Below are 24,639 nucleotides of genomic sequence, written 5' to 3'. Positions count from 1 at the left end.
TGGCTATGCTACTTACTTTAATTGGAAAGCAAATAAAAATGCTATTACGAAACAAGCAACCACTTATTATTTTATTACTCATGCCACTTGTACTTATTACAATTCTTTCTACTGCGCTTGCTGGTGTGATGAATAGTGGTGGGGAACCAGCTATTCAAGCAAGATTAGTTTTAATAGATACTTCTAGCTGGGAGAAGGAAGAGGAATCTATCATAAATTTCTTAAAGGAACAGGGATTGAGCGGCTCTTCTTTAGATTCGGTACTAATTCAAATGAAAAATTATGATCCTATAAAAATTTTAGAAGACTCCATTCTATCAACCGATGGTATAAAGGAGTATATAGTGGTTGAAAAGAAACAGTTTACAGACTTAGAAAATATTCGAAAAGACGAAAATACGGATGGTATATTAACAATTCCATCGAGTTTTCGTTTGGATTATATAAAAATGGCTTATTTTAATGAGACGCAAACACCAGAGATTGATTTATTTCTTAGTCAAGAAAATGAAATACGAGCTTCTATTATTCAATCCGTAATCAATGAATGGCAAAATGGCTATACGAAGTCACTTGCTCTTACGAAAGCTGGATTATCACTGGATCAACGTTTGCTAAACAGTTCAAGTGTTGAAAAAGTGGAACAGGTGCTGGAAGAAAGTGAAAGAAAAATTCCTGCCTCTGTTTACTACACTGCTGGAATGCTTGTGATGTTTGCTCTGTATATCCCGTCATTTTTAGCAGGCTTTGCTTTGCAGGAGGTGCAATGGAAGGTATATGACCGAATTATTTTAGCAGGAGTATCGGCTAATTGGTACTCAATTTCTATTTTTATTACAGGGACGCTGGTAGCTTTTGTTCAACAATTGTTACTTCTACTTTATGGGAAGTTTGTGCTTGGAATCGAGTGGATTGGACTAGATGCAATGGCTATTACCGTTTTAACCTATAGCTTTTTTATTGGGGGACTATCAGCATTACTGACCACCCTTCAACTTAGAACGAAGTCAGAGGGAGCAGCGAATATATTTAATGGCTTAGTAATTACTATATTCTCATTTCTTGGTGGTTCTTTTTTCAATATAGGGGAAGTATCTACACTACTTGCCAATATCGGTAATCTTACACCAAATGGAGCTACCATGACTGCCATCCTATCCATTCAAAAAGGTAGAGAATTAGAGGTAATATGGCCATTTATGTCTGTTTTGGTTGTGGCATTTAGCCTTTGTGTGTTTCTCTCTATTGTTTTATTTCCAAAAAGAGGGGTGACATCATGAAGGGTATATGGATTGCAAGGTTACAAAACTTAAAAAGAAAGCCACTTATTCTCATTTCAATGACTATCATGACCGTTATCTTTGCATATGTGTTAAGTGGTTCAGTTGGTAGTAAATTGTCTCTATTAATTGCTACGGATGAATCTAAAATGAGTAAGGAAGTTTTAGAGAGGATACAGATAGAAGAGGATTATGCAATAACTGTTTTATCGGAGCAAGAACTTCAGGATACAATAAAGGAAAAAAGGGACACGATCGGTGTATTGCTAAATGAAAAAACGTATAGTGTTCTAGCAGACACAGAGTCAGATGTAGTAAGAAATCTTTCTTTAAATGTAGAGACTATCTATAATGAGCTAGCTTTTCAATATCAGATAATTGATGTAGGTGGGGAAAGTAAGTGGGAGGAAGTAGAAAAAGGCTTAGAAAATCCTGCTTTTCAAATAAAAGAAGCATCGATGGATGAGTCAAAAGTGTTCCGCTATGATGGAGCATTACAAAGTTTATTTGGTTTTATGCTTTATTTTGTTTTTTATACAATCTCTATAAATGTACAATTTATATTAGAAGATAAACGTTCAGGAGTATGGAATCGTTTGAAGCTAGCATCAATCAGTAGATTTCAATTGTATTTTGGGCATTTATCGTTTAGTTATTTAATTGGACTGGTCCAAATGCTTTTAGTCATTTTTGTTTTCCGATTTATAGTTGGCACAAATATGTACGGGGGATTATGGAAGGTTATCGTCATTTGTAGCTTCTATGTATTACTTGTGATGGCATTTTCTTTATTTGTTATCTCGTTAGTCAAAACAGTAAGTCAAAGCAGTGTAATTATTTCTTTGCTATCTGTCGCTTTTGCAATGATCGGCGGTGCTTATTGGCCACTCGAGATCGTACAGTCAGAAGGCTTGCTAGCAATGAAATGGTTGTCTCCTATCTATTACGGAATGGAAGCATTAAAGAGAGTTACCATTTATGGGGAAACCTTAAGTAACGTTTGGACGTATGTTAGTATGATGTTACTTTTAGGCGTTATCCTATTAGCGGTCGGAATCACTTTATTGGAAAAGAGAACGGAACGCTATCATTCAAGTGAATAGATTGGGGAGTTTGGGGTTATGTATTGGTGTAAAATTGCACGGACCGAAAAAGAATTTGATGCAATCGCTCGATTAAATTATCAGACATTCGTGGAAGAGATTCCGCAGCATGAACCAGATCCGAGTGGAATGAGAGTCGATCCATTTCATCATGAAAACGTATATGTGATTGTATTGAAGGATCAAGAACTAGCGGGGATGGTTGCCTTTCGAGCAGTCCGTCCTTTTTCGCTAGATCTAAAACTTGGTCCAGTAGAGGATTTACTTCCTGAGGATGCACTTCAAGGGATGCTTTGCGAAGTTCGATTAATGGCGGTTGATAAAGCACATCGAAATGGACGAGTGTTTTATTATTTAGCTAGGGCATTGTCTGATTATGCCTATGAAAATGGCTATGGAGCAGCTGTCATATCAGGAACGATTCGTGAACAAAAACTATATAACCAGCTAGGTTTTGAACCCTTTGCAGACACGGTCGGGACAGGAGAAGCTCTGTTTGTTCCGATGGTACTGACAAGAGAACGATTTGACAACTCGGTTGCTGCTCGTTTTAAACAAAAAAGATATTCATTTTATCCTGGGCCTGTCCAACAATCGGAATCTATTCAACAGGCATTTTTAGAAAAGCCAATATCCCACCGTTCGCATGAGTTCAAGGTAATGCTGGAGCGAGTGAAGAGTCGTCTGCTAGAGATGAGTGGAGCAGCACAAGTCCATCTGTTAGTTGGGAGTGGAACTCTTGCCAATGAGGCGATGATTGCCCAATTGCATGTGCTTGGCGAGAGGGGGTTACTACTAACAAATGGTGCCTTCGGAGAACGTTTGGAAAAGCAAGCGAAAAGATGGGGACTTTCCTTTGAGGTTGACAAGTACGAATGGGGAACTTCCTTTGATATAGCTGCGATTGAAAAAGAACTTGCTACAGGTAATTATAGCTGGTTGCTAATGACACATGGTGAGACCTCTACTGGAATGTTAAATGAATTGGAGAAGTTAGCTGATATATGTAAGCGTCATAATGTATTGTTATGTGCAGATTGTGTGAGTTCATTTGGTGCACTTCCTTTTCAGCTAGATGGTGTTTATTTAGCTACGGGGGTAAGTGGAAAAGCTATTGGAACAATGAGTGGCTTGGCATTTGTATTTGCTAATACGGACATTACAGTAAGTGAAAACATACCAACGTATTTAGATATAGCATTTAGAAGTAATCACGCAGTTCCATTTACAATGCCTTCTCAGTTTGTATTGAGTTTAGAATATGCATTAAAGGCATATGATGGAGGATTTAGATATAAACAATTACATAATCGGATGCGATTTATCGAAGAAGATGTGAAACAGCATCAAATTGAACTGTTAGCAGACAAACATTATCCAATGATTTTTACGTGGAAGGAAAAGAATTATAGTCACTTAGCGGAAGACGCAAGAATGTCAGGATTTGATCTGCATTATAAAAGCGATTATTTAATTGAAAACGGCTTGCTACAAATTTCATGCATCCAACCTGATTTTGAAGATGCATGGACTAAATTTATGGAATGGCTTGATAATTATCGTGCTTATCACGGTGAATGAAAGATTGTGACCGGATAGTAAATAGAATGACCGGAAACTAAAAAATCTGACCGTTTAGAAAAAAATGTGACCAGATAAAAGAATTTCTGAGCGGATAAAAAATAATACGTCCACACAGTCAAAATAGGGCAGTCTCCAAGTTAGGAGACTGCCCCTTTTTCAAAACCTTCATAAATTGCATTTCTAGGATATCTCTTTCGCATATTGTTTAAATATACTAGGAAAGAAATCTCAATGATTAGCATAAACACTACAATCAAAATACTCCCAGTTATGCTATTATCGAAAGTTGTATTCATTAAAAACGATTGTATGAACAAGGATGGCAAAGCAATCGCCATATACCAATAGAACATTCGCTTAGTTGAAATGAAACCTTCTTTATATGGAAGCTGCTTTGCAACCTCTTGCAGAAGGGCAAACAATAAATATATAAGAATCACTTTCAGCAAACTGAGAAGAGTTGAGTAATATCCTAGCCATTCATTCAGTTGGATAACTTGATCATTTAAAAAGAAGTTAGGCACCGAAATAATAACTAAAATAATCGATAGGACCTTTAGTTTCTCATAAGGTTGAGAGGATAAAGTCGCTATTTGTTTGATACCATTGTAAACAAAGATATATCCGATAAAATCTGGCAAGAGGTCAACGATCAAGTGAAACTTGATGAACACGAAAAGAAAGCCGATGAATAGCTGTTTGAATCCATTTCTCATTTCGCTTCACCTCTCGCTTTCTTTACAATGTTATTCACTTGATCTTGCGTCAATATAGGATTACTAATAATATTGATCACGTGCTTGATTTGAGTCCCGTCGGCATCCTCACCTGTCCAATCTTGGATAAGTCTAATCGTTTTTGCCTTATCCAAGTCATCTTTCGTGTGAAAGAAAATTCCTATTGAATCTCCTGCATTTATTTGAAGCGGCCATTTTACATCTGTATAAAGAGGAGCGTCCAGATCCCCCCATTCTTTTGAAGCGTCTTCTCTTATAATAGGGCTATGTTCATCTGTATCTTTCCATACCATCAGTTTTACATCGATATTTTGTTGAACTTCCTTTGGTAACTCAAAAGCCTCCATCTTTAAGGGTTCTTTAATATATAGATATTCCGCTAGAGAGTTGCCATTATATTCAAGACCTCCACTATTTACAAATTCTATATCGGAAACTTTGTGAGGGGAGAAATTTAATTTTGTTAAATTTAACGGCACAGTCTGACCGTTTGTAAAAGTGGCGTATATCTGATTATGATTTTTTAATTCCTCTTGAAAGTTTTTTATATCCTCTTCGCCTAAGCTGAACATAGCCTCTTTTGAATAATGATGAGTAAATTCTTGATTGAAAGATTGTGCAGTTGGATTCTCGAAACCAGGGAATGTGAAGTTTCGCTCATTCCATAAGCTTTGTGCGCCAATGGAAAGCGACTGCAACTCTATAATATCTTTTTTATTCGTTATATAATGTATGGAAAAATTTGTACTATCACTTATTGGTATATCTAAATAAGCATTTAGAATAACTGGTTCCTCTAGTTGCTTCGATTGAAAGTAAATGGAATTGACAATCCAACTTATCACAATAAGGCTAATAACTCCCCAAAACCAATTTTTCTTCATAGACTACTTTCCCCCAGTGATTTTCTCGTACGTCTCTTTAATAAAGGATTTATACGGAGAGTCAGGCATTTTATTGATATTATCTATAGCAAACTGTGCTGCTTCCAAAGCTTTTTCCTGTTGACCAAGCTCCATGTAGCATAATGCAGCATATGCATCCTTTTCGTAGAATATTGACAAATCAAATGGGTGATGGAGAATACTAGGGATTTCAACTGCCTCTAACTTTTTAAGTGCATCTTCAAATTGCTGTAAACCATATAATGTTTTTCCTCTTTCAAGTAGGAAATAAGGTGCGAATAATTTATTCTGTATGCGGACCTTAAAAGTATCGTTATATAACTGGTCTGCTTCTTTATATAGTTTTTTAAAAGAAGTTAAGTAGTGAATATTAGCGTACGAAATGAAAATCTTCGAATCCTCATCCTCGGCAAATTCACTATATGCAAGTAACTTTTGTAAATAATACTCTTTTTTCTCTTCGTCCGTAGCCATCATAGCGTGGGCGGTAGCTAATCGATATAAATTATCTACTTGCTTAAATATTTTATGCTTATTTGAATATGCAATTGCTTTTTCCATCTTATCGATAGCATCTTCATGTTGACCTACTGCAAAATAAAGAACAGCCTCCAGATAGTCATAGTCTAGTCGAGATAGAGGGTCAATCCATAAGGGATTCATTTCTAACTGAGAACGCTCTGAAAGTAAAATATTTAGCGCTTCCTGATAATTGTGATTAGTATAAGGAACTAAAGCAAAAAATGTCCCTATTTCTGCCCGTTTGGTTGTTAAATTTAATTGCTCATACATTAAAGCTACTTGTTTTAATAGCTTCAGAGAATATTCTTTGTCCTTTAATGATATACATCTACTATACAATTCAAGTAAACGAGCTGCTTCATACCCCTGAGTGAGCTTTGGGACACATGGCTCGATTAGATCGATTATTTGTTCATATTCATTCGTTAAATCTTCATACTTCGTATTAAAAAGTAGTTCAGCCTTCTCTAATACTTCTCTTAAATCCTGTGTGCTTACTTCTTCCAAAAGCTCTGAAACATCTACTCCTAACTGATAGGCAATGTAATTTAAGCTTTCCATAGAAGGATTGGCTTTATTGTTTTCAATTAGACTAAGCATTCCTTTAGTGAGTTCTGAGCCTGCAAGTGCTTCTAATGTAATCTTTTGTTGTTTTCTAATTTTGCGTATGCGATCGCCTAATGTTGGCACAAGAATCACCTCTTTATCCATTTGTTTAATTATATTAAACTTTTCGTTGAATTGAAAGGATAAATATGGTATTATTTTCTTTACATAGAAAAAAAGTAAGGCCTTTGGTGGTTGCCAAAGATTTTGAACAGGGGTAAATCGTATTTGCGATTCAAAATCTCGGCCTTTTACCAATGAGAATTTGAAAAAAGGGGAAATAAAAATGGAAGAAGTGTTAAAGCTCAAAAGGGCAACGTATCATTTGTGGACATTCACGATAAGCAAGATCATATCAACATTTGGGGCGCAAGTGTATTCATTTGCCATCAGCTTTTATATTTTGCAATTAACTGGTTCTGCCTCAAGCTTTGCAATGAATTTGATTTGTAGTATTTTACCAAGGACGCTTGTAGCACCTTTTGCTGGTTATGTAGCTGATAATTACTCTAGGAAAATGATTGTCATCGTTGCTCAAATTGCCACCACAATTGCAATTGGTGGTTTGCTAATTGTTAGTTTAACAGCAGGTTTATCATTGTTAGCAATTTATACAACTACTGTAATTTTATCCATCACTTCATTATTTTCAGGTGTAACATTTAGCTCGTCAATCACAGGACTAGTGGATGAAGCAAGAATACAAAAGGCAATGTCTTTAAATCAAATATCCATTTCATTTGCTGCAATTGGTAGTCCAGCCGTAGGTGGGTTACTCTATGGTACTGTAACAATGCCAGTTTTTCTTGTTATGTATATGGCTGCATCGATTATTGCAGTACTCTTAGAGTCCACGATGAATTTTAATTTATTTGCTAAACGGAAAGAGGTAGTAGAGGGAGAAGTAAAAGAGTCGATGCTTCAAAGCATGAAGGCGGGATTCAACTATTTAATGAAACATTCCATTTTAAAAACGATGGTTGTAATTTCTCTTTTTATTAATTTTCTGTTCGGTGCATACCAAGTGGGATATTCATTTATTTTAATTGAGAAATTAAAAATAAATGCTCAGCATTTTGGATTCACTGAAGGAGCATTTGCAATCGGAATGTTGATTATGTCCATTTATTTTACTTCTCGTAAAGAGCTAAAGTATCCATTTTTAGTTTCTAAATGGAGTATCGTGGTGATGGGAGTGCTAATGGGCGGAGTGGCATTACCTTTGCTGTTCGATATGTCCTATAATTGGTTAGTAGGCTTTTACATTCTCCTTATGTTTGGTTTTGGTATATCGATGATTGTGACTAATACACCAATTCAAGTGATGATGCAAAAAATGATTGAGGATGATTATAAGGGGCGCGTGTTTTCTATCATTGAAACTTGTGCAATGGCTCTCATGCCGCTTGGAATGGTATTGTTTGGTTTCTTATACGATGTTTTACCGGCAGAAGGTATTCTCATAGTATCAAGCCTTGTATTAATCTTGGTGGTATTACTACTTGCAAGACCATCCGTTGTAAGAGCAGCACATCCTGAATTACAAACTGCGCAACCAGAGTTACAATAAAAAAATGCCAAGGAGCGAATCCTTGGCATCAGACTGTTGAAAAACGCTTTCATTCTTCGTTGCTTACACTTCGTTGTAAGCTCATGAACCTAAGTTCTATTCGCTTCCGCCTCGTGTCGGCGCGCCTCGACTGACAAGCGTTTTCAAACAAGTCTGAAGTGACACTTTAGAAATCTAAATTTAGCTGCTACCTGAAGCCAAGGAAAATCCTTGGCGTTTTGTGGTAAATTAGGTGAATCGCTCAATGACGATCAAGTATCGCACAATCTCTACTTACAATCCCTCAATCTCACGCTACTTCTCTCAATGATTTTGTAGATTTACGATATGCGAAGATTAATCCGATGGAAAGAACTGCGAGTACACCAGAGAACATATAAATATTATTTGGTTGGATTGTGAAAAGCCATGCAAATAATAATGGGCCGATAATTCGACCTAAGTTATCCATCGAATAAGTCATACCAGCCGCTGTACCGTAGCTTCCACCAGATTCCTTCGTAGTAAGTGAAACAATTGTTGTTCTAGCTAGTGCATTCCCAGCGGTAAACACACAAAGGGAGAATCCTGCCCAGAAAATACTCGATGTAAACACGGTCATAAATAGACCAATTGCAGTAATGATTTGTGCGTATAATAGCCATTTCGTTTCTGTACCGTTTTTAATTCGTCGTACCACTCCGCCTTGAATTGCCGCATCCACGAAGCCGCTAAACATAAACAAATAGCCGATTTGCAAAGGGGTAATGGCAACTTTCTCGATTTGGAACAGCTGGAAGGTTGCTTCTAATCCAGCCAATAAAAACGTCACCATGAATGAAAATAGGAATAAATACTTTATTCGATATGACCAAAGACTCGCAGCACCCTTAGGAAGAAGTGCTCGTTTATTCGCTTCTCCAGATCTCTCTGGCTCCTTCAATATAATAAGTGCATATACAAAAATTACTAGCAATAAAATTGCAGACACGGTAAATGGAAGTGATAAGCTTACGTGTCCGAGAACACCACCAATAGCTGGTCCAAAAATAAATCCTAGACCAATGGACATTCCAAGAAGCCCCATATATTTGTTGCGATTTTCTTCGTTGGATAGATCTGCTGCAAATCCCGTTACAGCTGTGTAGAGGGCTCCTGAAAAAAGACCTCCAACGACACGAGAGAGATAAAGCATAAAGAGCGAATCAAAAAATAATGAAAATAGCCAAAAGCTAAAACTGAAACCAACTAGTCCAACTAAAATGAGTGTCTTTCTTCCAGTACGATCCGAAAGCATTCCCCAAAATGGAGCAGTAAAAAATGAAGCTAGTGAGTAAACTGTTAATAGACCACCGACATGTATTTCATTATAATTTTGCTCCAAAATAACCTCTGGCAATATAGGTATGATTATTCCAAAACCAAGATAAACTAAAAATTGTATGGACATTAGTATAAATATAGTCTTTTTCATACAGAAACCTGCTTTCTGAAAATCTTCTAGTTTCTATATTACACTTTTCCTATATGTTTGACATCTCAGTACCTAAAACCATATAAAAAAAGCTACCCAATTATAAAAAAGGATAGCTAATGATGTTTAATAACTCCTTGGTTCGGATATACTTTCCATAGCGTGAGAAACTTCTTGTACATGTGGAAATGGAAATGCTAAATCTGCTAATGATACAAAACCAACGAGCGTACCGTTCTCAACTACTGGCAGACGACGGACTTGACATCTTGCCATCACTAATGAGGCTTCTACTGTAGTATCATCAGGTGAAACAGAGATTACGGATTTCGTCATGACATCTTCGACTTTACTTTTCACATCTTTTGCAACGGATCTTGTTACGATATCTCTATCGGTTATCATACCAACCAATTTTTTATTGCTTACAACGGGAAGACAACCGATATCCAATGTTCGCATTTGCTCAGCAACCTCATTTACGTAATCCTGTGGATTGCAAGTCGCGACTTCTCTACTCATCACATCTTTTACATTCACGTGAATCACTCCTTATGGTTATTGCTTAGCTTGGTTTACAATCAAATAAAATATGTAATAAAAATGAAAGATTAAAACGATGTAAATAGTGGTATTATAGGATTGAGAAAAATTAATAAATAAGAAACTTTTTTGTATATAAATCGTAATACTATATGGAAGGACGAGGTGGAAAGAATGGCTAAGGAAGTTGATTTAAAGAAAATTGTAAGTAATCTTTCAAAGCTTGGTGTGACTGTTACAATGACAAAATCGAGACTTGACATGCTTAAAGCGTTAGCACCACCAGCACAAAGTCCTCAAAGCTAAAAAGAGGGTGACTCGGAATAATTCGAGCCACCCTCTTTTTATTTGGTTTTTAGTCATCTTCGTTTTTAGCGAACATATACGTTTTATGATGAAATTTCATACTGAATACTAAGCCGATTGCTAGCATATTTCCCATTAGCGAACTACCGCCATAGCTTATGAATGGTAAAGGGATACCTGTAATCGGGAGTAACTGAATCGTCATTCCAATATTCTCAAAAACGTGGAATGTAATCATTGCAATGATTCCGGCACATACATACGTACTATAGGCATCTTTTAACTGTAATGTAATCTTTGTTAAGTGGAAAATAAGTAAAAAGAAAAGACTAATGACGATACTAGCACCTACAAACCCATATTCTTCTCCAATAACAGCGAATATAAAATCGGTATGGTTTTCTGGGACATATACAACGCGACCACCATATCCTTTCCCAAAAATTTCACCAGAACCGATAGCATTTAAAGAGGTGATCAAGTGCATGCCTTCATTGGAGGCATAAGAATACGGATCTAACCAAGAATATATTCGAGCAAATTGATAACTTTGTAAGCCGAATTTTTCCTCTAAAAAGTCCTGCATATAAATTGCCATCCAAAGAAGGGAAGCTCCTATTGTTACGGAGCCCAATAATAAAGGAAGAATAATTTTCCAAGTTATTCCCGCTACAATGACCAATGCAGCAGTAATAGCAATGAATACTAGTGCAGTTCCAAGGTCGGGCTGTTCAAGAATAAAAAATAACGGAACGAGTAAGGTGATACCAATTTTTCCAAGCAGAATAAAATCCGTTTTTATGGTCTTCATAAGATATACTTCATGATGTTTTGTTATTAAACGAGCAAGAGCCAAGATATAAAAGGTTTTCATAAATTCAGCTGGCTGAATATCGCCTATTGGTAAATGGAACCAGCTTTTTGCATTGTTCCGGGGTTCAACAAGTGCCATGCTTCCTGGCAATATAAAAAGAATAAAAAGTAATAATAGTCCAAAACCGTAAATATACCAAGACATTTTTTTGTATTGTTCTGGTTCAAATAACATTACAAGTCCAATAATAACTGTTCCTACTATATACCAAAACACTTGCTTAGCAACAAAATTCGTTGCGTACTGTCCTGATGTCATAGCAGAAGAAATTGCTAGCAAACTAACAATCAAAAATAGCAATATTATAAAAGCGAGCGTCCAATCAAATCGATCGGCAAAGCCTTTTTTGTTTTCCATAAAGTCACCTATATTTCTATCAAATTTCATTTTTTCCTGTGCAGTATTAACAAACTACTAGTCGCAGCTTACACTTTTCCTATTATAGCTTAAAAAAATGTTTTTTGCTTGTCGGTTAATTAAGACGATGCACGAAAATCATATGTTTCATTTGTAAAAAATTATGCTAATATAAAACAGACAATGAAGGAGTGAACCTAGTGGCAAAAAAAGAGAAAGAAGTAGAAGAATATTTAACGCATCTATATGTACATGTAAATGACATTGAACATTTCGCATTATTTAGTGGACTTACGATCCAACAGTTTATAAAGAATTTCTCTGATTTGTCGGCTCTTTTATTATTAAAACATCATTATGAGGACGCATCTTTTAATATTCATACGCAATTAGAGTTTGTGGTGAAAGAACAATATAATCATTTTCTAAAGGATTATGCAGAAAGACCAACAGCACTTTGTTTGCTTGATTTTTCGGATGAGCGGAAATTAAATATGATGTCCCCTCAGGAACAAGCAGAGCTACTTTACATAGCACACAAAAAAGAGGCATTTCGTCTTCCTTTTTATCATCATATACAAAATCGTTTTGTTTATTTATCAGATGAAGGTCAACAGATCACAAAAATATATTTTCGTGATATTGAGGATATTAACAATTTAATAGCTAGTGTATTTAATCAATACATCCATGAAAAAATGAAATCAACTGCTTTTTGGAGAAAAAAGAACAACGTAATTTTACCTGAATTATCCATAGATAAGGTAGAAGCATACGCTGATTATTTTGAAGATGGTGCATTACTCTCCTTTTTTAAATTAGATAAAACAAACTATGGCATAGAGATTAGAAGCTTACCTGAAAATATTTTTCCGGATGAAGTTCTTGGGGATTTGAACGATCATTTAGCAAAACCTGCAAATTTGATCATACAATTTTAAATTCGGCTATACTTAACGCTTTTGCTACTTTCAGTTGCAAAGGCGTTTATTATATTTTGTGGTAATACTTAATGAAAACGATTCCGATTGTAACAGCATATTATAGTGGAAAAAGTGTTGGGTATGATTTAAGTCGTTGAAGTGCTACCTAAAATAGTTAATTTATATCATCGGTTGATGGTTCATCTCTCGATACAGTACGTGATAAACTAATACTATCCAAAACGTGGAGGTTATTTACAAATGAAAATTAAAATAGGTTTATTATATGGTGGGAAATCAGCGGAGCATGAAGTTTCGTTATTGACGGCAAGAGCAGTTTCTCAAGCTATTAATTTTGATAAATACGAAGTATATCCAGTTTTCATTACTAAAATGGGTGAATGGAGAAAAGGTAGTGCCTTAACTGGTCCTATTGAAGATATTGAGTCTTTAAAGATTGGAAATGAAAATAGTAAGCCTAATACAATTACAAGCTTCTTGCCTGTAGAGGGAGACGTGACTTCACAATTAGATGTAGTTTTCCCGCTACTACATGGTCCTAATGGGGAAGATGGTACGGTTCAAGGTTTACTGGAAGTATTGAACTTACCGTACGTGGGAAATGGTGTGTTAGCATCTGCTGCTGGGATGGATAAAGTAGTGATGAAGCAATTATTTGCACAAGCAGGCTTATCTCAAGTTCCTTACGTACACTTTATTCGTAAAGAATGGAAAAATGGTCAAGAAGAGTTATTACAAAAAATGGAACAAAATTTAAATTGGCCATTATTTGTTAAGCCAGCGAACTTGGGTTCCAGTGTTGGGATCACGAAAGCAAGTAATAGGGAAGAGCTTATAAAAGCGGTAGAATTTGCTTTCAAATATGACCGTAAAATTATTGTAGAGCAAGGAATTGTAGCTAGGGAATTAGAAATGAGTGTGCTAGGAAATGATTCTCCTCGATGTTCTGTGGCAGGGGAAGTCTTACCAACGAAAGATTTTTATGATTATGAAGCAAAATATGAGGATGGTACAACGAACTATGCTATTCCAGCAGTTATTTCTCCTGAATTATTGAAAAAGATGGAAGATGCTGCGATTCGTGCTTTTAAAGTACTAGATTGCTCAGGTCTTGTTCGTGCGGACTTTTTTGTAACAGATAACGAAGAAATTGTTATTAATGAAGTAAATACGATGCCTGGATTCACCCCAATTAGCATGTATCCTAAGCTATGGATTGAGTCGGGTTTATCTTATTCCGATTTAATTGAAGAATTGATTACTCTTGCAATCGAACGCTTCGAGGAAAAACAACAACTTGAGCATTCGAAGGATGGAGAGTGACATAATTGAAAAAATACTTACAAGAAATCGCAGATTGGTTAGGGATACAAAAACCTGCACTGAATCCACAAGTGACTGGTGTATCAATTAATACAAGAACGCTGCAACCTGGGGACATATTTATCCCTTTTCGTGGGGAAAATGTAAATGGCCATCGTTTTGTGAAGGATGCTTTTGATAAGGGAGCAGCAGCGTCTTTTTGGTTAAAAGATGAACCAAATCCTCCAGAAGATGTTCCTCTTTTATTCGTAGAAAGTGGGGAAAAGGCACTTCAGCAGATGGCGGTAGCGTATCGTGAAGAATTGAAAGCTACTTTCATTGGTATAACAGGATCTAATGGGAAGACTTCAACAAAGGATTTAGTTGCCGGAATGTTATCTCCCTATTTTCGGGTGAAAAAAACGGAAGGCAATTTTAATAATGAGCTTGGATTGCCTTTAACGATTCTTTCTCTTGAAGATGACACGGAGTTTGCTGTACTTGAGATGGGTATGAGTTCATTTGGAGAAATTGAATTTTTATCTAATCTTGCAAAGCCTATGTATGCAGTAATTACCAACATAGGGGAAGCACATATGCAAGACCTTGGTTCCCGAGAAGGAATCGCGAAGGCTAAATTTGAAATCATATCTGGATTAAAGGCAAATGGACAGCTGTTTTATGATGGGGATGAACCATTATTACGCCCATTTGTGGAAAATGCTCCTTCTATACAGACGAAATCCTTTGGCCTCAATAAACAAAATGATTTATCTATTATTGAAGTGAATTTTACAGAACAAGGAAGCACTTTCCGTGTAGCCGGGGAGTTAAACGAAGAAATGTCTATTCCTGTTCTTGGAGAGCATCAAGTGAAAAATACATTGGCTGCTTTATTAATCGGGAAAGAGGTTGGCTTAACTGCTGAGCAAATGCGAGATGCATTGAAAAAAATCGTCTTAACCGATATGCGAATGCAGGTGATCGAAGCTTCAAATGGCTCTATTTTTATTAATGATGCATACAACGCAGCACCAACTTCAATGAAAGCCGCTATATCATTTTTGGAAAGCTCATCGATTAAACCAGTTAAGTGGCTTGTACTTGGAGATATGCTAGAGCTTGGTGAAAATGAAAAGCAATACCATGAACAAATGAGTGAGTTTATTTCTAATGATGTATTTACAGGAGTTTGTTTATTTGGACCAAGAATGGAATGGTTATACGGTCGATTAGTCGAGAAATTTAATGAAGACAGTATTATTTGGGTTGAAAATGACTATGAACAACTCATATTATTTTTAGAAAAGCGTATAAACGAAAAATCAATTGTTTTAGTAAAAGGGTCTCGGGGTATGAAATTAGAAAGAGTTATTGAACCGTTTCAAAAATAGAAACGGGAATGGAGGGGCAACATGAAAACAGGAGTACTTTGCATACACGGATTTACAGGTGGACCATATGAGGTGCAACCTTTTGTAGATTATTTACATGCAAATACAGACTGGAAATTTGTTGTTCCTACTCTTCCAGGCCATGGGGAAACGCTATCGCTTGAAAAAATATCCGCAGAAAATTGGATGATGGAAGCAGAGCTAGCACTTAGACAGCTACAAAAAGAAGTAGATCGTTTGTTTATTATTGGATTTTCTATGGGTGGTGTAATTGCGCTATATTTAGCAAATCGTTATAAAATCGATAAATTGATTTTACTAAGCGCAGCAGCCAAATACATTTATCCTACTCAGTTACTTCAAGACATCCGAGAGATTGCAAAGGAAGCTATGACTGGAAAACTTGAAGATAACAGCCTATATAAATTGTATAGAGCTAAATTGAAAGCTACTCCAATTCATGCCACGATAGAATTTATGCGTTTAGTACGTATGGTTGAACCTTATTATGGCCAAATTAAAATACCAATCTGTCTAGTCCAAGGAAAAAAAGATGGGATTGTACCTTATACTACTGCCCAGTTCTTATTTGACCAATTAGGATCAGATAAAAAAGAACTTATTTATTCCGAGGTTGGAAAACACCATATATGTTATAGTGACGACAGTGTAGGTTGGTATAATAAAGCACTCCAATTTTTAATGGAAGAAGAGGTGGAAAGTATAGGGAGTAATTAACTAATTATTATAACAGTTGCTTATTCGTTGCAACGTAGGATATAGCATGATAGACTGTAAAGAGCAATGGATACATTTTGTGTGAAGACTCTTCAGCTTTTTATTGAAGAGTACTTTTTTTTGAACATAACGGTTTGTTGAAGTAATCAGAGTAATTACTCTATAACGAACCGCTCGGCAAAAGACCGGGCTTTCCCTTTAAATAAGACCCCTCTGAACTGAAAACCACAGAGAATTTTAAGAAACGGAAACGTTCCTCGTATAGGCTCGAATTTGCCGCAATTTCATCTGAAAATGTAACCATTTGTCAAAACAGAACAAAAAGGAGATTAAAATTTTGACAAATTTTTCAGAATTAAATATTAGCGCTTCTACACTAAAATCCGTTCAACGCATGGGTTTTGAAGAGGCAACACCAATCCAAGAAGGTACTATTACACATGCTATGGAAGGCCGCGATATTATTGGCCAAGCACAAACAGGTACAGGTAAAACTGCTGCTTTTGGTATCCCTATGATTGAAAAAATCGATACAAAAAACCCTAATATACAAGCACTTATTATCGCTCCAACTCGTGAACTTGCAATCCAAGTTTCGGAAGAGCTTTATAAATTAGGTTACGACAAAAAGGTTCGTCTTTTATCTGTATATGGTGGTCAAGAAATTGGTCGTCAAATCCGTGCACTTAAAAACAAACCTCAAGTAATCGTTGGTACACCTGGTCGTATTCTTGACCACATCAACCGTCGTACGTTAAAACTTGATCAAGTTCAAACTCTTATCTTAGACGAAGCAGATGAAATGCTTAACATGGGATTCATCGAAGACATCAATACAATTTTAGAAAGTGTTCCTGATGAACGACAAACATTATTGTTCTCAGCTACAATGCCAGGACCAATTCGTAAAATTGCTGATAAATTCATGAAAGATCCAGTAGAAGTAAAAATCAAGTCTAAAGAAATGACTGTTGAAAACATTGAACAGTTCTTCGTAAAAGCTACAGAGCGTGAAAAGTTCGATGTTCTTTCAAGAATATTAAATGTACACCAACCTGAGCTTGCAATAGTCTTCGGTCGTACAAAACGTCGTGTAGACGAATTAGCTCAAGCACTAAGCATTCGTGGTTACCTAGCGGAAGGAATTCACGGAGATTTAAGCCAAGCGAAACGTATGTCTGTATTAAAACAATTCAAATCAAATAAAATTGATATCCTTGTTGCAACAGATGTAGCAGCACGTGGATTAGATATTTCTGGTGTAACACATGTATATAACTTTGATATTCCACAAGATCCTGAAAGCTATGTTCACCGTATTGGTCGTACAGGCCGTGCAGGAAAACATGGTATCGCTGTAACTTTCGTAACACCAAGAGAAATGGGTTACTTACGTATCGTAGAGGATACTACGAAAAAACGTATGACACCTCTTCGTCCACCAAGTTCAGACGAAGCGTTAGTCGGCCAACAACGTGTTGCGATTGAAACATTATCAGAAATCGTGAACAAAAATGATTTAGGTGATTACCGCACATTAGCTTCGGAAATGCTTGAAAAGTTTGAAGCTGTTGATGTAATTGCTGCAGCAATTAAATCATTGACGAAAGAACCAGATGATACGCCAATCGCACTTTCTGAAGAACGTCCATTACCAGCTCGTAGAGAGCGTAGCGGTGGTGGCGGACGCAGTGGCGGCGGTGGTTACAAAGGTAATCGCAGTGGTGGCGGCGCGGGACGCAGTTCTTCAGGTCGTGGAGGTAGCGATCGTGGGGGTTCACGTTCAGGTGGCGGTGGTCGTCCTAGCAGCTCACGTCGTAGCAGTGGTCCACGTGATGGCTCTACTCAACGTAGCACTAGAACTCGTTCACCACGTAACGAAAACTAAAATTAACTCAAAGGATGAATCTTACATTTCGATGTGGATTCATCCTTTTTTTATGTAAAATTAAAAAGCCAAGGATAATCGAACCACGGAATAATCGGTTGGCTCTCTCAAAAAAACGGATGACTCTATTAAAACTTGATAGACTGCGAGAAACATTCCTAAAAATTTTGAAACATTTTGTCTTACAAATCGTATACAATGACAAGAGAAGAGGTGTTTACAATGAGAACAGAACCAATAAATCGGATATCTGAAAAAGGGCTTCGCGTGTGGAGAATTTATGGAATCTTTCAAACGCTCCTTGCGATTTTGCTTGGAGTTGGAGTAAGTGTTATAAATTATTTTAATGGGAACTTTATTTGGTTATACATAGTTGTAGGAGCAGTTGTATTATTGATCGCATATTTATTGATTTACTTATTTCCCAAAGTAAGATGGATGCGCTGGCGTTATGAAGTACGTGAACAAGAAATTGAATTACAGCATGGATTATTTGTAGTGAAGCGAACGTTGGTACCAATGGTTCGTGTCCAACATGTTGATACGGAGCAAGGTCCAATATTAAGAAAGTACGATTTAGCTTCTATTACTATTTCTACTGCAGCGACGAATCATACTATTCCTGCACTCATTACAGAAGAAGCAGATGAACTAAGGGGAAGAATTTCTGTACTTGCAAGGGTGGCGGAAGATGATGTCTAACGAAAAATATAAGCTACACCCAATCTCCGCTGTTATTAACTTTGTGAAAGTTTTAAAAGATATGATTGTGCCGTTAATAGCTGTCGTGGTGTTAAATGGTTTTGGAACAAGTACCGAATCAGATGGTTGGTATTCTTATATTACATCAGGTATTTATGCTGTTGTTCTAATATTTCTATTAGTTAGCGGTATCATCAAGTGGAAACGGTTTAGATATTGGTTCGAGGATGAAGAATTGCGAATCGAGTATGGATTGTTCGTCAAGAAAAAACGATATATTCCATTTGATCGTATTCAAAGCTTAAACTATACAGAGGGTATTTTTCATCGACCATTCGGTCTTGTTAAAGTAAAAGTTGAAACAGCTGGTGGCGGACCAACAAAAGAAGCGGACGCCGAATTAACCGCAATAACAAAACATGCCGCTGAACAAATAAAAAAAGAAATGCTTATAGCTAAAAATAAGCAATCAGAAGAAATAGAAATAGATGAATCGATTCTAATAGAAGAAGTTGTAAAAGTAGAGACGCGACCGATTTTTAAAATTTCGATGAAAGATTTATTTGTCTTAGCGAGCACTTCTGGTGGTATGGGAGTATTTTTCTCGGGGATAGCCGTATTTGCTTCCCAATTTTCCAATATCATCCCCTATGAAAAAATATATGATGAGATAGTAGTGTTCATTCGTTTTGGAGCCCTTCTAATAGCATTGGCTGTTTTCCTTGTTTTATTGGTTGCCTGGATTGTATCTGTAGTGCTTACCATTATTAATTATTATGACTTCACTATTCGTGTAGAAGATGACGAGATAATTATTACAAGAGGGTTATTGGAAAAGAAGAAAATCACGCTACCACTTTCTAGAATTCAAGGGGTAAGGATTGTGGAAAATCCTCTTCGGCAATGGACAGGATTTGCATCAGTTATTGTAGATAGTGCGGGTGGGTCCCTTGCAGAGAAGGATGAAAAGATTCGACTGCTACCTTTAATAAAAAAAGCAGAAATCAATCACGTATTGGAACAGATTTTTCATGAAATTCATATGGAACCAACATTCACAAAAGTTCCGAAGAAATCGAGAAGGTTTTTCTACCGACTAGATTATCTCTGGATTATTCCTATATGTGCGGCTGTTATTTACTTTTTTTATCCGTTTGGGCTCCTGTCGCTTATTTTAATTCCTCTAAGTTACCTCTTAGGAATGTGGCAACATCGAACTGCTGGATATGCAATAGAGGGACAGCACTTAATAATGCGCTATCGAAATATTAGTAAAGTAACGATTTGGATGGAAAAGAGACGCATCCAGTCTATGACGGAAAGAACGACTTATTTTCAAAAAAGACAAAACATATCATCCGTTATCACCACTATTAAATCGGGAATAGGTGGCGAATCATCCACTGTTCCTCATTTAGATAAATCGGATGCAGAAAAGCTACTCAATTGGTATGAACCATTCAAACCTCATATGATAGAAAAAGAACAGCCGGAATAGGCTGTTTTTTTAGACTGTAGACAAACTTAATTTTGGGTGCATAGAGTTGTATAATTATATTCGGCAAGGACCACCACTTCGCTTTCCGTGGGCTTGGCTTCAGCCTCCTCGTCACTGCGTTCCTGCGGGGTCTTCTGCTCAAGCTGTTCCCACAGGAGTCTTCGTGGTGGTCCTTACCTTATAAACAATTTTTTATAGATATCTACTATCTTTACTTTTAAATGGATAAAGTAATCTCTTTTGGAAGATTTCTTTATACATAACGTTTATAAAAATACTATTCTCGTCAAGCTGAGGGGCTGTCCAATAAGTCCCTAAAATAAAGCAGATGGAGATAAACGACTCTTTTTTCTCCATCTGCTTTTGTGTTTCCATCTAATAATGTTGATTGAGTGAAGTAATTGATTGGGGTGAAAGGCGGCGACTCCTGCGGGAAAGCGAGACAGTCCGAGACCCCGCACGTAGCGTGAGCTGCGGAGGAGGCTCGGCGCTCGCCCGCGGAAAGCGTCCGCCTGGAACGGAAATCTATCATATTTTTTAATAGAAGCTACGAAGAAAGAAGCTGCCCTTAAAAGTCATTTTTTTGACTTTCAGGACAGCCTCTTCTATTTAAAATTTATAAAACCTTCAATTTGTTCTTGTTCTTTTTCTTTTTCCATGCTGCGATTCGTTTTGGGTGGAAGTATATTAACCCAATGATAAACCCTGTAACTAGCCCCGCTATATGGGCAGTAACATTAATATTTGCTTGAAGGAATGTCATCACCACACCAATTACAATGATAGGCAAGATAATTTGTTTTAACTGTGGCAATAAATTTTTCGTATAATAAACTAAAGCGCCAAATGCTCCCAAAATACCATAGATTGCTCCACTAGCACCAACGCTCATATAATTCCAATCTTGAATTAAATAGGTAACAATATTACCGACAAGTCCAGATAGGAAGTATATTGTTAAAAAGCGTGCTTTTCCAGTTAATCGCTCTAGCTCTGGACCAAACAGATACAAAGAGAACATATTGAAAAGCAAATGCATAAAGCTAGCATGTAAAAACATTGGTGATATTAATCGCCAATACTCACCTTCACTAATGAGCAAATTAAAACCAATTCCTAAATTAAATAATTGATCCCCTAGAATTGGAATACCCGTTAGAATAAAGATAACAATATTCAAAGCAAGTAAAATAGACACAACAGGATATAACTTAATATATTGCTTAAAGTTTTCTCTTCTTACAAACATATCGTCACCTCAAATTTTCTAATAATAGTATAGCCTGTATTAGCGGCATTTGAAAGGAGTAACATCGTGATTACTGGAATTGGATTAGATATTACAGAACTACATAGAGTGAAATCAATTAAAAATAAAACAAATAAATTCGAAGAACGTATTCTTACAAAAAAAGAAATCGAGCAGATGCAAGGGTTATCCGAAAACAGACAAATAGAATTTTTAGCAGGACGCTTTGCTGCAAAAGAGGCTTTTTCCAAAGCAAAGGGAACTGGAATCGGCAAAAACTGTAGTTTTCAAGATATTGAAATAATTCGAGAGACTAGTGGAAGACCAACCCTTTATTTTAAAGGAAAGCTAGTAAATGGATTTGTTTCAATCACCCATACAAAAGAATATGCAGCTGCTCAAGTAATTCTGGAATCATAAATGGTAGTCCACCTACATACAATGAACGAACGCAGTGATAATAGAAAGGGTGGACTGATTTGAAGAGCCGACTGGCTAAATTGTTGTTTGCATTAACGATGATCCTGATACTTTCTGCATGTGGGGCCCAATCCAAAGAAGACGTTTTGAAAAAGTTGAGCAACAAATGGATAGATACGAAAGGGTATGAACTGACAGCAGAAATGAGTATTCAAACGGGTCAAGATCCAAGAGTTTATCAAGTGGAAGTATGGCACACAAAACCAGATTTTTACCGTGTGAAAGTTGCTGACGCAAAAGAAGAAAATACGCAAATGATTGTTCGAAACAAAGAGGGAGTTTTTGTTGTAACACCTGCACTTAACAAAACGTATAAATTCCAAAGCAAATGGCCATCTGAAAATAGCCAAGCCTATTTAATAGGTTCTCTTGCGGAAGACATTAAAAAAGACAAATCTGCCAAATTTAAAGAAGAAGGTAATAAATACGTCTTTGAAACAAAAACAAATAATAACCATAAAAACATGCTACCGTTCCAAAAAATCTATATCGACAAAAAGACATTATTACCAACGGATGTTTCTATCTTAAATGAAAATAAAGAAGAACAAATTCACATTAAATTTAATAAGGTGACATTGGGTAAAGTTCATACTGCGGATGAATTCAAAATTGAACAATCTCCAACTGGTCAAGCAGATGAAGGGACAGTAGAAGCTTCAGCAGATATGGAAAATGCTGAATTTGAAACACACTATCCAATGGCGCAAATTGATCAAGTGCATTTAATTGATGAGAAGGTTTTAGAAGTAGATGGTGATAAGAGAGTTATTTTAACATTTAGCGGTGAAAAAGAGTTTACAATTATTCAACAGCTTACGGAGAAGAGTACTTCTTCAACGATTCCAGTATTTGCACCAGGAGATCCAGTTGATTTAGGATTTGCTATTGGTGCTGTAACGGATCAATCTATTTCTTGGGAAAAAGATGGAATGTCCTTCTTCCTAGCTTCGTCATCCTTATCTAAAGAAGAAATGATAGAAGTAGCATCCTCCATGTCCGTAGCTGAACCGAAGTGATTGAGTGTTGACTACTCCTTCGTAAGAGGAGGATAATAAACACTAAAAATGAAAAAGAGGTAAGTTCCATGTCGCAATTATTGTATCGACCAACATTCATTCAAATAAACTTAAAAGCAATCCAATCAAATATACAACAATTGAAGCAAACACTCCCAAAGCACACACAAATAATTGCGGTAGTAAAGGCGAATGCCTATGGGCATGGCGATATAGAAGTGGCAAATGCCGCATTAAATGCTGGTGCTAAAGTATTAGCAGTTGCGACTCCAGAGGAAGCACTGCATATTAGAGAGGCAGGAATAACAGCTGAACTTCTTGTACTCGGAGCAGCACCAGCATCTTTTTTCTCTAAAGCCTCTGAGTTGAATATTACATTAACCGCGTATTCTCTTGAATGGCTCCAAACCGTTCAAGATGAATCGCTTAAAGTTCATTTGAAAATAGATAGTGGTATGGGAAGAATCGGTTTCGTAAAAGAAGAAGAACTAAAAGAGGCAATAGCATTTATCGATCAAAAAAAATATCTACAAGTAACTGGCGTATTCACGCATTTTTCCACAGCTGATGAAGAAGATAAAGAACATTTTCATAAGCAAGTAGCTAATTTTGCACGTATGCTTTCATTATTCGAAAGAAAACCGGACATGGTTCATACATCGAATAGTGCTGCTGCTTTAAGGTATCCCGATCAATCTTGGGATGCAGTTCGTTATGGAATTTCCATGTACGGTATTGCTCCTTCTCTATTTATGGATAATTGTTTACCTTTCCCTTTAAAAAGAGCGCTATCTCTCGAAACTGAAGTGGTGCACGTTAAAAAAGTGGAAAAAGGAACACCGATAGGCTATGGGGCTACATACAAAGCTGAAGAAGATGAATGGATTGTAACACTTCCTATTGGATATGCAGATGGACTGTTGAGAAAGTTGCAAAACCAGGCAGTTTTAATAAAAGGAAAAAGGGTACCAATAGTAGGAAGGGTTTGCATGGATCAATGCATGATTCGACTAAAACAACCCGTTTCTATAGGTGAAAAAGTAGTTCTAATAGGCAAACAAAAAACGGAAGAAATCAAAATCGAAGAATGGGCAGATGCACTAGAAACAATACCATATGAAGTTTGTTGCATGCTCTCTAATAGAATACCAAGGGTATACAGTAATAAAACTTCGACAAAATAATACTACAAGCAGAATTTGTCAAACCATTTCTTATTATGTCTTTTATTTCGCTGATAGTAGTGGTAATATAAAGTATATTGTCATATAGGGAAATGTTTTGTCGGAGGTGTTTGCTGTGGTAAGTGATAAAAAGAAAAAGGAAGCGATTATTCAGCTTCCAAAGCAAATGGTTAATGAAGGAGTAAAAACCGTAAAACAATCATTAGCTGGTAGTGAAGGTATTGTACGTGTACAGGCAAAGGAATATATGAAGAAAGGCCAGTCAAATCTTATAAGAGAAGCGATGATGAAGGGCTATGTTGAAATGTCTCATATAAACTTAACTATCTGCACTGAGTGTTTACATGCAGAGTATGAAGCTCAACATACGACAGAGCGACTCGTAAGTGGAGGATGAAAAC

At 36.5% G+C, this 24,639-nt stretch carries 23 protein-coding genes; 16 read left to right on the top strand and 7 right to left on the bottom strand.

From position 1 onward, the window contains the following. Positions 1-5: 5 nt before the first annotated feature. Genes AN959_RS11450 through AN959_RS11440 form a run of 3 tightly spaced genes read left to right on the top strand, consistent with a single transcriptional unit; the run spans position 6 to position 3,964 of the window. Positions 6-1,280 carry an ABC transporter permease gene (locus AN959_RS11450; protein ID WP_056830891.1) on the top strand — a complete coding sequence of 425 codons (1,275 nt, stop codon included), beginning with the start codon at positions 6-8 and terminating at the stop codon, positions 1,278-1,280. Further along, positions 1,277-2,383 carry an ABC transporter permease gene (locus tag AN959_RS11445; protein WP_056830889.1) on the top strand — a complete coding sequence of 369 codons (1,107 nt, stop codon included), beginning with the start codon at positions 1,277-1,279 and terminating at the stop codon, positions 2,381-2,383. The genes AN959_RS11450 and AN959_RS11445 overlap by 4 nt, the downstream gene beginning before the upstream one ends. Before the next feature lie 18 nt (positions 2,384-2,401). Next, the gene (locus tag AN959_RS11440; protein WP_056830887.1) at positions 2,402-3,964 is read left to right on the top strand and encodes an aminotransferase class V-fold PLP-dependent enzyme; all 1,563 of its coding nucleotides are present in this window, start codon (positions 2,402-2,404) and stop codon (positions 3,962-3,964) included. Between the two features lie 140 nt (positions 3,965-4,104). Here the strand turns inward: AN959_RS11440 and AN959_RS11435 are convergent, their stop codons facing one another. Genes AN959_RS11435 through AN959_RS11425 form a run of 3 tightly spaced genes read right to left on the bottom strand, consistent with a single transcriptional unit; the run spans position 4,105 to position 6,821 of the window. Continuing rightward, positions 4,105-4,683, bottom strand: a complete 579-nt coding sequence (locus tag AN959_RS11435; RefSeq protein WP_056830884.1) for a hypothetical protein — start codon at positions 4,681-4,683, stop codon at positions 4,105-4,107. Further along, a complete protein-coding gene (locus AN959_RS11430; protein WP_056830882.1) occupies positions 4,680-5,588 on the bottom strand; it encodes a hypothetical protein in 909 nt (302 codons plus the stop codon). Before AN959_RS11430 ends, AN959_RS11435 begins: the two co-directional genes overlap by 4 nt. A 3-nt stretch (positions 5,589-5,591) precedes the next feature. Next, entirely contained in the window at positions 5,592-6,821 is a 1,230-nt protein-coding gene (locus AN959_RS11425) for a helix-turn-helix domain-containing protein (RefSeq protein ID WP_056830880.1), read from the bottom strand. Positions 6,822-7,023: 202 nt separating this feature from the next. Here AN959_RS11425 and AN959_RS11420 point away from each other — a divergent pair, with 202 nt between their 5' ends. Next, complete coding sequence (locus AN959_RS11420) at positions 7,024-8,307, top strand: MFS transporter (protein ID WP_053591662.1); 1,284 nt, start codon at positions 7,024-7,026, stop codon at positions 8,305-8,307. A 289-nt stretch (positions 8,308-8,596) separates the two neighbouring features. Here the strand turns inward: AN959_RS11420 and AN959_RS11415 are convergent, their stop codons facing one another. Together AN959_RS11415 and AN959_RS11410 are read right to left on the bottom strand one after the other, a co-directional pair. Beyond that, a complete protein-coding gene (locus AN959_RS11415) occupies positions 8,597-9,760 on the bottom strand; it encodes an MFS transporter (RefSeq protein ID WP_056830878.1) in 1,164 nt (387 codons plus the stop codon). Between the two features lie 126 nt (positions 9,761-9,886). Next, complete coding sequence (locus AN959_RS11410) at positions 9,887-10,300, bottom strand: CBS domain-containing protein (RefSeq protein ID WP_053591664.1); 414 nt, start codon at positions 10,298-10,300, stop codon at positions 9,887-9,889. A gap of 177 nt (positions 10,301-10,477) precedes the next feature. On the opposite strand from AN959_RS11410, the gene AN959_RS21730 reads away from it, so the two are divergent. Next, positions 10,478-10,609 (top strand): Lmo0850 family protein, encoded by a 132-nt coding sequence (locus AN959_RS21730; RefSeq protein ID WP_253278910.1) that lies wholly within the window; start codon positions 10,478-10,480, stop codon positions 10,607-10,609. 49 nt (positions 10,610-10,658) lie between these two features. On the opposite strand, the gene AN959_RS11405 is transcribed toward AN959_RS21730, so the two are convergent. Then, positions 10,659-11,840, bottom strand: a complete 1,182-nt coding sequence (locus tag AN959_RS11405) for an FtsW/RodA/SpoVE family cell cycle protein (RefSeq protein WP_056830876.1) — start codon at positions 11,838-11,840, stop codon at positions 10,659-10,661. Positions 11,841-12,040: 200 nt separating this feature from the next. Here AN959_RS11405 and AN959_RS11400 point away from each other — a divergent pair, with 200 nt between their 5' ends. The 7 genes from AN959_RS11400 to AN959_RS11370 all read left to right on the top strand — a co-directional run bounded on the left by AN959_RS11400 (position 12,041) and on the right by AN959_RS11370 (position 20,306). Further along, complete coding sequence (locus AN959_RS11400; RefSeq protein ID WP_053591666.1) at positions 12,041-12,781, top strand: hypothetical protein; 741 nt, start codon at positions 12,041-12,043, stop codon at positions 12,779-12,781. 243 nt (positions 12,782-13,024) lie between these two features. Then, positions 13,025-14,107, top strand: a complete 1,083-nt coding sequence (locus AN959_RS11395) for a D-alanine--D-alanine ligase (RefSeq protein WP_056830873.1) — start codon at positions 13,025-13,027, stop codon at positions 14,105-14,107. Positions 14,108-14,112: 5 nt separating this feature from the next. Next, complete coding sequence (murF, locus tag AN959_RS11390) at positions 14,113-15,480, top strand: UDP-N-acetylmuramoyl-tripeptide--D-alanyl-D-alanine ligase (protein ID WP_056830871.1); 1,368 nt, start codon at positions 14,113-14,115, stop codon at positions 15,478-15,480. 21 nt (positions 15,481-15,501) lie between these two features. Beyond that, positions 15,502-16,218, top strand: coding sequence for a carboxylesterase (locus AN959_RS11385; RefSeq protein ID WP_056830869.1), 717 nt, complete (start codon positions 15,502-15,504; stop codon positions 16,216-16,218). Positions 16,219-16,555: 337 nt separating this feature from the next. Continuing rightward, positions 16,556-18,106 (top strand): DEAD/DEAH box helicase, encoded by a 1,551-nt coding sequence (locus AN959_RS11380; protein ID WP_053591670.1) that lies wholly within the window; start codon positions 16,556-16,558, stop codon positions 18,104-18,106. A 222-nt stretch (positions 18,107-18,328) separates the two neighbouring features. Continuing rightward, positions 18,329-18,808: a PH domain-containing protein gene (locus AN959_RS11375; protein WP_053591671.1), complete on the top strand. Its 480-nt coding sequence runs from the start codon at positions 18,329-18,331 to the stop codon at positions 18,806-18,808. Beyond that, entirely contained in the window at positions 18,801-20,306 is a 1,506-nt protein-coding gene (locus AN959_RS11370) for a PH domain-containing protein (protein WP_056831144.1), read from the top strand. Before AN959_RS11375 ends, AN959_RS11370 begins: the two co-directional genes overlap by 8 nt. 616 nt (positions 20,307-20,922) lie before the next feature. Here AN959_RS11370 and AN959_RS11365 read toward each other — a convergent pair. Continuing rightward, a complete protein-coding gene (locus AN959_RS11365; protein WP_056830867.1) occupies positions 20,923-21,555 on the bottom strand; it encodes a rhomboid family intramembrane serine protease in 633 nt (210 codons plus the stop codon). A gap of 66 nt (positions 21,556-21,621) precedes the next feature. On the opposite strand from AN959_RS11365, the gene acpS reads away from it, so the two are divergent. The 4 genes from acpS to AN959_RS11345 all read left to right on the top strand — a co-directional run bounded on the left by acpS (position 21,622) and on the right by AN959_RS11345 (position 24,635). Continuing rightward, positions 21,622-21,975, top strand: coding sequence for a holo-ACP synthase (gene acpS / locus AN959_RS11360; protein WP_053591673.1), 354 nt, complete (start codon positions 21,622-21,624; stop codon positions 21,973-21,975). A gap of 59 nt (positions 21,976-22,034) precedes the next feature. Next, entirely contained in the window at positions 22,035-23,054 is a 1,020-nt protein-coding gene (locus tag AN959_RS11355; RefSeq protein WP_056830865.1) for an outer membrane lipoprotein carrier protein LolA, read from the top strand. Positions 23,055-23,122: 68 nt separating this feature from the next. Then, on the top strand, positions 23,123-24,238 hold the full coding sequence (alr, locus tag AN959_RS11350; protein ID WP_056830863.1) for an alanine racemase: 1,116 nt from the start codon (positions 23,123-23,125) through the stop codon (positions 24,236-24,238). Between the two features lie 115 nt (positions 24,239-24,353). Next, positions 24,354-24,635: a transcriptional regulator gene (locus AN959_RS11345; protein ID WP_231687494.1), complete on the top strand. Its 282-nt coding sequence runs from the start codon at positions 24,354-24,356 to the stop codon at positions 24,633-24,635. The last annotated feature ends 4 nt before the right edge of the window (positions 24,636-24,639 follow it).

The organism is Psychrobacillus sp. FJAT-21963, assembly GCF_001420585.1.
Taxonomy (GTDB): Bacteria; Bacillota; Bacilli; order Bacillales_A; family Planococcaceae; genus Psychrobacillus.
The sequence above is the reverse complement of the archived record's forward strand: the minus strand, read 5'-3'. Positions and strand labels throughout refer to the sequence as shown.